Below are 13185 nucleotides of genomic sequence, written 5' to 3' on the forward strand. Positions count from 1 at the left end.
TGAGTAAAAAACGATTGCCCTTCGGAAAAGGCAACCGTTCTTAGGTATTTATTTTACAATTAAATTGTTCATATTCGCAAATGATTGAATGACTTTGGCTAGTTTGACCATTTGTGCTAAACGATTTCGCTTCAGTTTTTCATCATCCGCATGAACCATTGTATGATCGAAATAATGAACAATCGGTGTTTTTAACGTATCCAGCGCCTCAAGTGCCAAGCTGTATTGTCCTGCTGCTACATGTTCCTTTACAGCTTTCTCTACTTGCTGATACGCCTCAAACAGCTTTTGCTCATGTTCATTTTCAAACAGTTCAGGCTGAATCTCTGCATCTTCCCCTTTTTTACTGATTGAAATGACGCGTCCCAATGCTTCAGCCGTTTCTTTGAAGCTTTCTTGTTTCACACTCTCTTCAAGAACAGCTGCTTTTTTGACGACTGCATATGGCTCAATATTTTCAACATCCAGCACTGCATCAACAACATCATGGCGGATATGCTCTGCTTGAAGAACATATTTTAAACGATGCGTTAAAAATTCAATCAGAGCAGCTTCATGTTCTGCCTTTACTTGTGCAAGTGCTAGCAGCTCTTTAAATGAAATATTCCAATGACGGTCGAGCAGGATTTGAACGATACCGCTCGCTTGTCTTCTAAGTCCATAAGGGTCTTGAGAACCCGTTGGGATCACATCAATTGAGAAGAATGAACAAATAGAATCAAGCTTATCTGCTACTGCCACAATCGCACCAATCAAAGTGGATGGCGCCTCGTCACCAGCAAAGCGCGGCATATAGTGCTCGTTGATGCTTCTTGCTACTTCTTCATGTTCACCAAGAGCTCTTGCATATTTCTCACCCATGATTCCTTGTAATTCTGGGAATTCATAGACCATTTGAGTCACAAGGTCAAACTTCGAAATACTTGCTGCTCTCGCCACACGTTTAGTGGTTTCGTCATCTGCTCCGACATGCGCCGCTAGACGGGTTGCAATGTCTGTCACTCTCTTCAGCTTGTCGCCGATTGTTCCAAGTTTCTCATGGAATACCACTTTATCAAGCTTTTTAATATTGTCTTCAATCACTAGTTTTTCGTCTTCTTTATAGAAGAATGCAGCATCTGATAAACGCGCACGAAGTACTTTTTCATTCCCTCTTGCGACATTTTCGAGCGCCTCACTGTTTCCATTTCTGACTGTAATAAAGTGCGGCAATAATTCCCCTTGCTCATTTTTTACAGGGAAGTAGCGCTGATGCTCTTTCATTGTCGTCACCAATACTTCTTCCGGCAATGCAAGAAACTCTTCTTCAAAGGAACCAGACAGCACAGTTGGATATTCTACAAGGTCGTTCACTTCTTCTAAAAGTTCAGGATCAACAGGAATGACCCAGCCTTTTTCTAAAGATAGCGCATCTAGCTGTTCAGTAATGAATTGTTTTCTTTTCTCTGAGTCTGCAATCACAAATTGATCGCGCAAAGTTTGTTCATAGGAAGCAGGTGTGTCAATGCTGGCTGTCGTTCCAAGGAAACGGTGTCCTCTAGTCTCACGGCCGCTTTTCACCCCAGCAATTTCAACAGGTACAATCTCTTCTCCAAATAAACAAACAATCCATTTAATCGGACGGATATAGCGTAAATCCTCGCTTCCCCATCTCATGTTCTTTGGAAAACTTAATGAAGCGGCGATTTCACCTAACGCTGGCAGAAGGTCTTTGACTTGCTTTCCTTCTTGAAACTTTTGGACATGGACATAATCCACTCCTTTGATCTCTTTGAAATAGAGATCATCTGTTGAAGCACCTTGTCCTCTTGCAAAGCCTTCAGCTGCTTTTGTCCAATTGCCTTCAGCATCTTGGGCAATCTTTTTAGCTGGGCCTTTTGCTTCTTCTTTGATGTCTTCTTGTTTTTCTGCGACACCTTTCACAAGTACAGCAAGACGTCTAGGTGAGTTAAATAAAGAAGTCTCTTCGAATGAAATATTTTGCGTTTCAAACCATGCTTTTACTTTCTCACCCAGCTGCTTTGTGCTCTCTGGCATGAAACGAGCCGGCATCTCTTCTAAGCCGATTTCAAGTAATACATCTTGTTTATTCATGAGAAGCCGCCTCCTCTTTTAGCATAGGGAATCCCAGTTTTTCGCGTTCTTCATAATAGGTTTTGGCTACTTTTCTTGCTAACTGACGCACTCTTCCGATATAACCAGTTCGCTCAGTCACAGAAATAGCACCCTTTGCATCGAGCAGGTTAAACGTATGAGAGCATTTGAGGACATAATCGTATGCCGGGTGAACAAGCCCTTTGTCCATTTGGCTATGTGCTTCTTTCTCATAGGTTGTAAATAGCTCGAACAGCATGTCAGTATTAGATGTTTCAAATGTATAAACAGAGTGCTCGTATTCAGCCATTAAGAATAAATCTCTGACCGTAAATCCGTCTGTCCATTCAAGATCGAAGACATTTTCTTTGTCCTGGATGTAAGAAGCAAGACGTTCAATACCGTATGTGATTTCAACAGAAACGGGCTTACATTCTAAGCCGCCGACTTGTTGGAAATACGTGAACTGCGTAATTTCCATCCCATCAAGCCATACTTCCCAGCCAAGTCCTGCACAGCCAAGAGATGGATTTTCCCAGTTATCTTCCACAAAACGAATATCATGTTTCAGCGGGTCAATGCCAAGTGCCTTCAATGATTCAAGATATAGCTCTTGAATATTGTCAGGTGATGGCTTAATGATCACTTGAAATTGGTGATGCTGATACAATCTATTTGGGTTTTCTCCATATCTGCCATCAGCCGGGCGTCTTGAAGGCTCTACATAAGCTACCTTCCACGGCTCTGGGCCGATGCTTCTGAGGAACGTGTATGGACTCATCGTTCCGGCACCTTTTTCTGTGTCATACGCCTGCATTAATACGCAGCCTTCATTTGACCAATGCTTTTGCAACGTCAAAATCATGTCTTGAATATTCAATGATTGCACCTCCATCTTTTCTAGACCAACCGCTATGTATGGCGGGTGGGATGAGAACCTTGTAAGAGAACACAAAAACTCCCGTCTCTATGCTCGCAAGGTTCTTGCAAACATAGGGACGAGAGTTTTTCCCGCGGTTCCACCCTATTTGCTGGTGTAGTAGCACCCAGCCGCTTTGTTTTACGTTGCTCAAGAATGCCTTTCGTTACGCCTCCATCCTTAGCTCACACCGCCCTAAGGTCGCTTTTATGGATTTTACGTAAGTACTTCTTTCTGTCAATGCAACATATTTTATCTTAGATGATCTTACAAAAAGTCATGGGAGATGTCAACTTTTGTTTTCCCCGCCCATTAGCTTTTTCATGGATTCCATCTGATTCATGAATTTTTTTGATTTTAAATAGAGGCCGGAATATTCGTCATAGTAGTGATCAAGCACTTGACGAATTTCTTGTTTCGTCTGCTGTTTCACATCAACCTGACCAAGCCTTGATAAATCAAAATAATGAAACAAACGGAGCAGCCTTGCAGCTGCGGGGGATAAGGGCAGTTTATATGGATCTTTCGAAAAACAATTTTGGCAAATGAAGCCGTTATCTCTTATTGAGAAATGGAACTGCCCTTCTTTTTGACCACAGTGCACACATTGATCAAGTTCAGGCTTCATCCCCATCACTGATAACATTTTGACCTCTACGATAAATAAAATAATATCAGCATCTGTACCTTCGTTGAGATGACGCAGAGATTGAAGCAGAAGCTCAAACAAATAAGGGTTTGGCTTTTTTTCTTCTGTCCCTTTATCCATCAATTCCGTCATATATGCGGCATATGCGGTCAGAAATAAGTCTTCCCGAATGGCCCGCATACTTTCAATCATTTCGCCTTGCTGGAGCGTTCCAAGTCCTGTTGATGATTGGATCAGGAAGGTTCCGTATAAAAACGGCTGGCTTATGGCTGACAGGCGGCTGTTTGATTTTTTTGCGCCTCTTGCCATGACACCAATTTTCCCATGTTCTCTAGTGAGCAGCGTGACAATTTTGTTTGTTTCGCCATAATCTGTTGTTCTAAGGACGATTCCTTCACTTTTAATGAGCATTTGTCTACACTCCGAGCATTGGAGGGGGTCAAGAATTATAAGATTGGAAAATCAAATCGTGCTATCTCTTCTTCAAGTACATCGGGTCTTTCCAGGTTCTCCTTTTCTAACTCTTTGAAAAGCAGATACGTGTCAACGCTTCCTGTTTGTGAAAATACGTTCCATGTAAAATTCAACATAAAAACCCCACCTTTCTTTATTAGAAGCAGCAACGCTACATCCAACATATTAATTTTATCTTGACCAGGCTACCTCCATTTCATGATAAACAATTTTTACTAATCGAACCGCACCATTGTCAGATTTGCTGACAAATGCAGCGATTTTTTAATATTCGTCTTCTCTAAATCCAAAATCACGCAGGTGAGTGGATTTATTACGCCAGTCCTTCTGAACTTTGACCCAAAGCTCTAAATACACTTTTGAGCCTAGAAGTGCTTCAATATCTCTGCGCGCTTTTTGTCCCACTTCTTTTAACAAGCTGCCTCGTTTACCAATGACGATCCCTTTTTGCGAATCACGTTCTACGACAATGGTCGCCGCGACATGGATCTTGCCATTTTCATCTGGCTTAATCGATTCAATCGCAACCGCAATACTGTGCGGAATCTCTTCTCTCGTTAAATGCAGCACTTTTTCACGAATTAATTCAGAAATAATAAACCGTTCTGGATGATCTGTTATTTGATCTGCCGGATAAAATTGAGGGCCCTCTGGTAGATAACCTTCAATCTGCTGAAGAAGCGTGTCGATATTGTTTCCTTCAAGAGCTGAAATTGGCACAATTTCCTTGAATGGGTAACGTGTGCGGTATTCATCAATTAAAAGGAACAGTTCATCTGGATGAATTTGGTCAATTTTATTAACGACTAGGAACACCGGTGTAGATGTTTGCTTTAGTCGTTCAATGATGAATTCATCACCTTTGCCATAGCCTTCCTGTGCGTTAATCATAAACAAGATCAGGTCGACTTCCTTCAGTGTATTTTGAGCCACCCTCATCATAAAATCACCAAGCTTATGCTTAGGTTTATGAATCCCCGGTGTATCGATAAAGATCGTTTGTGATGTGTTTGTTGTCAGAACACCTTGCACTTTGTTTCGCGTCGTTTGGGGCTTATCGCTCATGATGGCGATCTTTTGTCCAATGACACGATTAAGAAAGGTTGATTTCCCTACATTTGGTCTTCCAATAATTGATACAAATCCTGATTTGAAGCTTTCGTTAGTCATTTAAATCCTCCGGTGAAAATGCGCCTGGCAATAGTTCGTTTACTGTTGTTTCGTATATATGTCCTTTTAAGTTCGTTAGAATCACTGGCATATCAGGTGCACATAGCTCTGAAATGACCTGTCTGCATGCGCCGCACGGCGAAACAGGACGGTCTGTATCAGCCACCACTGCTAACATTTGAAAAGATGTAATGCCTTCTGAATAGGCTTTAAAAAGTGCTGTTCTTTCCGCACAATTACACATACCATATGCTGCATTTTCAATGTTGCAGCCGCCATACACTTTTCCATCATTCGACAGTAATGCTGCACCGACTTTGAATTTAGAATAGGGTACATATGCAAAATCTCTTGCTTTGATTGCTTCTGAAATCAACTCTTGTTTGTTCATTCCTAGTTCCCACTTTCAGAAGAAATGGTACCACTGTCACATTTATATTTTACATAATTCACGTGACATTTTCACGCCCATTTCTAAAAATGTTAATAAATAGTAATATTGTTCTATTGCATGATCTTCGGTAAGAAGATGATCAACCCAATCATAACCGAAATCGCGGCGTAAACGCAAACAGCGCCTGCCGCAGCGTCCTTCGCTCTCTCTGCAAGCGGGTGCCTTTCTTCTGTCATCAGATCCACTGTATGTTCAATGGCTGTATTGACAAGTTCAAGCGCAAACATCCCCCCGCAAAGAAGAAGAACGATCAGCCATTCAAATGGGTCAATGCGGAACCAAAAGCCGCAGATCACCACGATGATGGCTGCGACTGTGTGAAATCGAAAATTCCGTTCATTCAAGAAAGTTCGCCATATTCCTCTAAATGCATAGTAAAAACTCCGAAAAAAACGGGCGAGCGGCCTTCTTTTCTTACGATGATCTCGAAAGGCCATAATCATCCAAGATTTTTGTCTGTTTGGCGAACATTTCTTTTTCATCTTCCTCTGTCATATGATCGTACCCGAGCAAATGGAGGAAGCCATGAATCGTTAAGAATCCAAGCTCTCTCATAAAGGAATGTCCATATTCCTCTGCCTGCTCTTTCGTTCGATCCACACTAATGATAATGTCACCAAGTACAGGCGGGATATCATCTGCTCCAATGATTTCAATCTCCCCTTCTCCTTCTTCCTCAAGTGCAAAGGAGATCACATCCGTTGGTGCGTCTTTTCCGCGGTATTCTTTATTGATTTGATGAATCTCTTCATTCGAAACGATCGTCACTGATACTTCCGCTTGATCCTTGACCTCAAGTTCGTCTGCAGCAAACTGAAGAAGCTTTTCCACTTCTTCAAGCTGCTCTTTTGATACTTGTCCTGTTTCATCTATTAAATCGATTAACAATGTCATTTACTTCACCTTCTGCTTCGGGGCATCTGGATATTCAATCCGAGAATGGAAAATCCCCTTTAATGTTGTACAAATCGTTTGGCTGATAATATTTAATTCTTTAAATGTGAGGTCACATTCACTAAATTGCCCGTCCTGCATTTTATCTGAAATAATGCCTTTGACAAGCTTTTCAATCCGTTCTGGATTTGGATTATGCATGGAACGAACCGCCGCTTCAACGCTGTCAGCCACAGAAATAATCGCTGCTTCTTTTGACTGCGGCTTTGGACCAGGGTAACGGAATTCTTCTTCTGTCACCTGATCATCACGCTCTTTCGCCTTATAGTAAAAGAACTTTAAAAGAGACTTCCCGTGATGCTGTTCGGCAATGTCGACAAGTTCTTCAGGAAACTTCTTTTCTCTCAGCATATCAGCGCCATCTGTCGTATGGGCAATAATAATATTTTTACTCAGCTGAGGAGAAAGCTTGTCATGCGGATTATCAATGTTCATTTGGTTTTCGATAAAGTATTGCGGTCTTTTCGTTTTCCCAATGTCATGATAATAAGCGCCGACCCTTGCTAAAAGACCATTTGCGCCGACTGCTTCACATGCAGCATCCGCTAAATTCGCCACCATGACACTATGATGATATGTACCTGGTGTCTCGGTTAAAATCTTTTTGAGCAGCGGATGATTTGGATTGGATAATTCAATCAGTTTCATTGTGGAAAGAATACCAAACATGCTCTCAAAAACAGGCATTAACCCAATGACCAAGATAGATGATGCAAACCCTGACACAATCGCCATCATGAGGTTCACACCGATTTCAAGCCCTGATGGTGAAGAATTTTGGATGAGTGTAATGGATAAAACCACAAGTACATTCACCAAAGCAACCAAAAGCCCAGCCTGCAATATTTTTGATCTTGCATTATGTTTTCTTAAAAATAAAATACCCGCCATCCCGCTCATCAGATAATAAGCGCAGATCACATAGTTAAAGACGCCGGTTACTCCTTGATTAAACATCATACTGCCGCAAAGAGCAAATACAAGACCGGAGAAGATCGCCAGCCGCTCATTAATGAGCAGCTTGATCAGCATCGTGCCAAGTGCCACTGGCACGACATAGCCTATCGTCGTATACTTCGTTTCCTGGAAGAGGCTGAACACTTCCATGATAATTAATATAATCGTGAAAATAAGCGAGTAAAGCAGTAACGACTTATTCTTATGGACAAGCGATTTTTTCCTCGATTCAAGGGAATGAACAATCGCTGCTAAGAAAAGTCCAATTAATATGAGAAGACCACTTACAGGCTTAAATAAATTTGAGCTGTTTAACAGACCCGTGAGTTCTAATTTGCGATAAACTTCCCGGTCAATGAGCTCTCCTTCTTCAACTAAGATTTGCCCCTGCTTAATTTGCACAGGCTGAATATTGTCAGCCGCTTCCTGTCTTTTCTTCTCTGTTGCCACTGGGTCAAATACATAGTTTGGAATGATCGCAAATTCACCGATTTCTTTCGCCGCATTTAAGTATTTTGATGGAATCGAATTGTTTTTAAGCTCTGTTTTGACTTGTTTTTTCTCATCTTGTAATTTCGCTGCTGTGATTTCTTTACTCATCAGTGAATTCACCACTGTGATGATGGAATCCTTAGTAAATGAGAGATTTTCATCACTTGCTTGGAGCAGTGCTTTGATGGATTGATCCGAAACAGCTTCCTGCATATCTGTTGTGAGCTTTTCTTTGACACGCTTGACCATTTCTTGATCTGATGGCGCGTTCTCTTTATCATCAGCTGCTTTCTTCTCTTCTTTAATGGCTTCAAAGAGGGATGAGATGAGGTCTACGCGATTATCAGAATACGCTTTTTTGAGCGTATATTGATCTTCTACCTGATCTGTTGCTTCTTGTTTCTTTTCTTCTGTCGCTTCTTGATCATCAACGGTTGACGGAGAATAGATGGTCTGTTCGCTCACTGAAAATAAATCTAAGTCGAGCGATTCAGGCTTTACATGGAAGAAGAGCACCACGAATAAAATGGCTGCTAAACCAGCGTACAGCAAAACATTTAAATAACGTGAGCGCTCCATTTTCTGAGGTTCTTTTTTAGACAGCAGTCTTTTGCGCTTACTGCCTTTTTGATTCTTTCTCAAGGAAAGTACCTCCTTTTTTACTTTAAACCACGATCGAAACAAAATGACCCGATGAAGACGATCGGGTCACTCAGTTCATTTTTGCTTTTCGTATGCGCCAATGATCTTCGCCACAAGCGGGTGTCTGACCACATCTGTCTGGTCTAATTCAATAAATGAGATGCCCCTGATCTCCGCAAGCATGTCCTTTGCAGCTGCAAGACCTGACTGCATGCCCTTTGGCAGATCAATCTGTGTAATATCTCCTGTAATGACCATTTTAGAGCCAAACCCAAGTCTCGTCAAAAACATTTTCATTTGGGCAGGTGTTGTATTCTGCGCTTCATCTAAAATCACAAATGCATCATCAAGCGTCCGGCCTCTCATATAGGCAAGGGGCGCTATTTCAATCACGCCGCGCTCGATTAAACGTTCCGTATGATCACTGCCAAGCACATCATGCAGGGCATCATATAGTGGTCTTAAATAAGGATCTACTTTTTCCTTTAGATCGCCTGGTAAAAAGCCAAGACTCTCTCCTGCTTCAACAGCTGGTCTTGTCAGGATTATCCGTTTCACATGTCCATTTTTCAGCGAATGGACCGCATTGACGACTGCCAAATACGTCTTCCCTGTACCAGCAGGTCCAATTCCAAAGACCAGGTCATCTTTTTTCATCGCCGCAGCATATTCACGCTGGCCGATTGTTTTCACCCTGATCGACTTTCCTTTGGCATTTTTCGTAATTTCATCTTCATACATATTTTCAAAATAATTCAGCTTGTTTTTTTGCGCCATTTTAATGGCATAGACGACATCCCGTTCAGATATCTCAATTCCTTTACGGATGAGATGTAAAAGAGATGTGATCAAACGGCTTACTGTATCTCTCGATGCTTCCTCACCAGAAACATACACTTTTTCTCCACGCGTAATAATGGAGACGTTCAGCTCGTTTTCCATTAGTTTCAGATAAGCATCTTGATTGCCAAATAAAGCAATCGCTTCGTTTGGACTATCCAATTTTTGTTGAATCTCAAGTAAATGTTCTGTCATTCTCTAGTCTCCCTGAACAATAGGTGTTGGTTGAACAATATCTTCTATTACTTGGTAAAGGATGATTAACTTAACTTTACCATTCCCTGTTGTCTCGTGCAAAACTTTTTCACTTTTCACCTCTCCTGTTTGACCTAGCTTCTCTTCTAATTCTTTTTTACCCATTTTAATCCCTGCTTGAACCGCTTCTTTATTTGTGTATTCGCGATTTATTTTCTCACTTTCGCGTGTAATTTCCTTTTCATAAGAGAATGGGAGCTGCATGTTTAAGAAATGAAGCGGATGAACTTCTGTTTCTGTTTTTGGCTGCTTAAAATCATCCTTTTTAAAAGAAAAGCCCCAAAATGGCAGTGAGCCTCCAAATGCGGAGAGCTTGTGCTTTGTCTTCATTTTACCCGTAAAAACGTCAAAAGATGTTCGAAGAGGGACAGAAACTTCTGAACGATACCACGTTTCACCATAGATTTTCGCTTTGGCTCCTACCGTTTTTTGCTGATCTTCACTGCCAATTAGTCCAGAGACAAGCATCTGTCCTTTCTTTACATGTTCATCAACCGCGGCAAGCGGCTCCCCTTTTTCTACATACATTCTCGTGATGACAGCCTTTTTCTTGGCGACGATATGCTGAGGACTCGTGTATTTTTCTTTTTCAGGTTCATTTTTTTCCACAACTTTCATTTGAAAGGTTGTTCCGTTTAGTTCTACGCCGACCCATGTGATGCTTTGAATATTGGTTGTCAGGGATTTTTGAATTTTTTCAGGTGTTCCCATTAGAAACTGAAAACGTCCTTTTTGCACCCCAATGTCGTCTAAATGCTTTCGCATTTGATGTTCAGTTTCTGGATTGGCTCCTTTAATATCGATTTTCCATACCATGTTTGAAAGCGCCAATATCGTCACTAGAAAGCATACAATCCCAAGGGTAAATCCGATATTCTTCCTTGACCATAGGAGTAGAAATGGAAAGCCCTTTTTTTGATGAAATGAACATGTCACGTCATGATGTCTGCGTACCTTTCTGAAGGCATGTACATCTGATAAGCGAATAAATAAGCGCACGCTGTCTTGACGGCGGCTCACTTGAAACATTGTGATCCCCTGCCTCGTGCACTCATTAATGAGCCGCTCAATGCCATTTCCTTTGATCTCCACTTCCACTCTGCCAATAAAATAGGCGAACCATTTATTCTTCACGCTTCTCCCCTCCGTCAGTTAAGAATCAATATAACGGACCTCATCGATTTTCCCTTCCAATAAAATCTCTTCTGGCAAAATCGTTTTAATCACAAAATCTTTCCCTGAAATAATGCATTGTCCCTGTTTGAGCATCAGCCTTACCTCTTGATCACTGAAAAGCAAAAGCCCTTTATGGTTCTCTATGTAAATGTGGAGTCTGCCAACCATCGTAATACGGGGAAGATCCATCATCACGTCTGGAGGGATTTCAAGTGTTCTTGTCAGCCATGCTTTAATTCGATTTTTTCTTTTTCCCATTCAATAAGAACCCCTTCCCACCTCATGTGTATGAGATCAAACTGAAAGATGGTGAGACTGATGAGAAAGCCTCTATATCATCCTATTCCTCAGGGGTTCATATCATGCTAATGAATCCCGTAAAATAGCCAGTGGACGATCATGTATTTAAGAAGTGCTCTCAATGATGAAGAAGTACGAATAATGAAAAATAAAAAAGCCTCATGAAGAGACTTTATAAATGCAGTTAAGAGTGCTACTCAACTACTGTATAATCATCTGTTTTGAGAAAGTCATACTTAATACTGTGAACCTTATAAATATCTGTTTTGACAATATCTATACACTCTTGACTAAATAAAACTACGTTTAATCCATCACTTAAAGAACTATTAAAAATCATACCCTCATAACCAACGGATTTTATAACTTCAGTAATAAATTGAGTTGGTATATACTCCAAATATGATTCATTTGGAGAGATTGGTTTAGACATTTCATCACTAAGATTGTCAAAGAAAGCAATTTCACTCATAACAGTTTCAGATTGCTCAGAATTTATAACCTTAAACAAACTCATTTGAGAAGAATAAGAGAAATCCATAGTTAAAATATTATCCATTAATTCAAAATCACCAATTGTCACTTCTGCCCCACACCACGGTCTCACTTCTGCTATAGCTGTCTCTTTTTTATTTGCTAAATAAAGGTAGCGTATACCATCAGGATTTGCTCTGCCCATCCTCACCATATCTAGAGGCGGCATCCCCATATCAGATAAGTTAGCATCAAATGGAATCGAGACATTTTTATCGCCACTGCCTATTCTAGCCCGATAAAAAATCTCACCTTTTTCTAAAATTTTTGAGTTCCTACTTTTTTCCTTAAATAATGTCTCAATTTCTAGTGGCAGTCTATTGATAAATCGATGCTCATGTTTAATGTTTTCTCTAAATTCATGCCATTTTATAATCAAATGTTCAAAATCAATCTTAATGACATAATACTCTTTCACATCCAGGTCATAATTAGCGCACAATCTTTTAATAAGGTCATTATCGAAATTGTATTCAAATAGTCCCCAATCAATACTTAATATGTAAAAAAGATCTTTACTTCTTCTAATTGGATGCATTTCATAAATATTTTTTAAAAATTTAAATAATTTAGAGAATATTTCATTATCTAAATAAATGCACTTTGTATCTTTCATCTGGCAAAAATCACAATTGCTTAAGAATCCATTAGAAGTTATATAATTTTTAAATTGCTTGTCAACAAAGCAATTAGAACAACACTTATCCATAATTCCGTCCTTTCTTATATCATTAAAAAACGGTATGAATATATCATACCGTTTTTCTTTATCGTTTCATCGTTCTGTGCGGCTTTTTCGCGCGCGGCTCTCCAAATACTTCTCCAAGGATCATTCCTTGAACAATTGTATCTTGGTTCAGCTTCTCAATGAATTTTGGCCTCATTTCAGCAGATGCAGCCTTTGGCCTTGTCAGCTCTCTTTCAAGCGATTGGAACTCTTTGTTCAGCTCGTTTTTTCTTTCTTCCATTTCGGCAAGTGTAGCCGTATAGCGATCTTGTAAGGACTGAGAAGTTTTTTTCTTCATCCCGCCATGATCATGCACATCGCCGAAATCGTCCAGCTGATCGGTCACGACTGGATCTGGACTTGTTTGCTTTGTTTGCTTTTGGGGCACCTGCTTACGCTGAGGAGCGGGCTTCTTTTGCTGATTCTGCTCTTCGTTCTCCTCTTGTTTGCCGATCTTCCCAAAGACGGCAGAGATGATACCGATGATAATCGCAATTAGTAGCGGATTTTCAAATAGAATGTCCAATGGGCTCCCTCCTTAAAGCGTG

At 40.6% G+C, this 13185-nt stretch carries 14 protein-coding genes; all 14 read right to left on the reverse strand.

What is annotated here, in order from left to right:
- Positions 1-48: 48 nt before the first annotated feature.
- The 14 genes from glyS to MHB66_RS11975 all read right to left on the reverse strand — a co-directional run bounded on the left by glyS (position 49) and on the right by MHB66_RS11975 (position 13163).
- Positions 49-2094: a glycine--tRNA ligase subunit beta gene (gene glyS / locus MHB66_RS11910; RefSeq protein WP_046311797.1), complete on the reverse strand. Its 2046-nt coding sequence runs from the start codon at positions 2092-2094 to the stop codon at positions 49-51.
- Positions 2087-2974 (reverse strand): glycine--tRNA ligase subunit alpha, encoded by an 888-nt coding sequence (glyQ, locus tag MHB66_RS11915; RefSeq protein WP_012010611.1) that lies wholly within the window; start codon positions 2972-2974, stop codon positions 2087-2089. The genes glyS and glyQ overlap by 8 nt, the downstream gene beginning before the upstream one ends.
- A 328-nt stretch (positions 2975-3302) precedes the next feature.
- The gene (gene recO / locus MHB66_RS11920) at positions 3303-4073 is read right to left on the reverse strand and encodes a DNA repair protein RecO (protein ID WP_034280128.1); all 771 of its coding nucleotides are present in this window, start codon (positions 4071-4073) and stop codon (positions 3303-3305) included.
- 35 nt (positions 4074-4108) lie between these two features.
- A complete protein-coding gene (locus tag MHB66_RS11925) occupies positions 4109-4252 on the reverse strand; it encodes a YqzL family protein (RefSeq protein ID WP_003217288.1) in 144 nt (47 codons plus the stop codon).
- 148 nt (positions 4253-4400) lie between these two features.
- On the reverse strand, positions 4401-5306 hold the full coding sequence (gene era / locus MHB66_RS11930) for a GTPase Era (protein ID WP_046311799.1): 906 nt from the start codon (positions 5304-5306) through the stop codon (positions 4401-4403).
- Positions 5299-5697 carry a cytidine deaminase gene (locus MHB66_RS11935; RefSeq protein WP_008356263.1) on the reverse strand — a complete coding sequence of 133 codons (399 nt, stop codon included), beginning with the start codon at positions 5695-5697 and terminating at the stop codon, positions 5299-5301. Before MHB66_RS11935 ends, era begins: the two co-directional genes overlap by 8 nt.
- A gap of 113 nt (positions 5698-5810) precedes the next feature.
- On the reverse strand, positions 5811-6197 hold the full coding sequence (locus MHB66_RS11940) for a diacylglycerol kinase family protein (RefSeq protein ID WP_024423020.1): 387 nt from the start codon (positions 6195-6197) through the stop codon (positions 5811-5813).
- Positions 6175-6654: an rRNA maturation RNase YbeY gene (ybeY, locus tag MHB66_RS11945; RefSeq protein WP_024423021.1), complete on the reverse strand. Its 480-nt coding sequence runs from the start codon at positions 6652-6654 to the stop codon at positions 6175-6177. Before ybeY ends, MHB66_RS11940 begins: the two co-directional genes overlap by 23 nt.
- Positions 6655-8742: an HD family phosphohydrolase gene (locus MHB66_RS11950; protein ID WP_170825875.1), complete on the reverse strand. Its 2088-nt coding sequence runs from the start codon at positions 8740-8742 to the stop codon at positions 6655-6657.
- Positions 8743-8880: 138 nt separating this feature from the next.
- Positions 8881-9840: a PhoH family protein gene (locus tag MHB66_RS11955; RefSeq protein WP_046311804.1), complete on the reverse strand. Its 960-nt coding sequence runs from the start codon at positions 9838-9840 to the stop codon at positions 8881-8883.
- A gap of 3 nt (positions 9841-9843) precedes the next feature.
- Positions 9844-11034 carry a sporulation protein YqfD gene (gene yqfD, locus MHB66_RS11960; protein WP_041118008.1) on the reverse strand — a complete coding sequence of 397 codons (1191 nt, stop codon included), beginning with the start codon at positions 11032-11034 and terminating at the stop codon, positions 9844-9846.
- A gap of 18 nt (positions 11035-11052) precedes the next feature.
- Positions 11053-11334, reverse strand: a complete 282-nt coding sequence (yqfC, locus tag MHB66_RS11965; protein ID WP_046311806.1) for a sporulation protein YqfC — start codon at positions 11332-11334, stop codon at positions 11053-11055.
- 235 nt (positions 11335-11569) lie between these two features.
- A complete protein-coding gene (locus tag MHB66_RS11970; RefSeq protein WP_046311808.1) occupies positions 11570-12619 on the reverse strand; it encodes an RES family NAD+ phosphorylase in 1050 nt (349 codons plus the stop codon).
- 58 nt (positions 12620-12677) lie between these two features.
- On the reverse strand, positions 12678-13163 hold the full coding sequence (locus MHB66_RS11975; RefSeq protein WP_046311810.1) for a hypothetical protein: 486 nt from the start codon (positions 13161-13163) through the stop codon (positions 12678-12680).
- Positions 13164-13185 lie beyond the last annotated feature (22 nt).

Source organism: Bacillus sp. FSL L8-0167, from assembly GCF_038630295.1.
GTDB classification, from domain to species: Bacteria; Bacillota; Bacilli; order Bacillales; family Bacillaceae; genus Bacillus; species Bacillus safensis.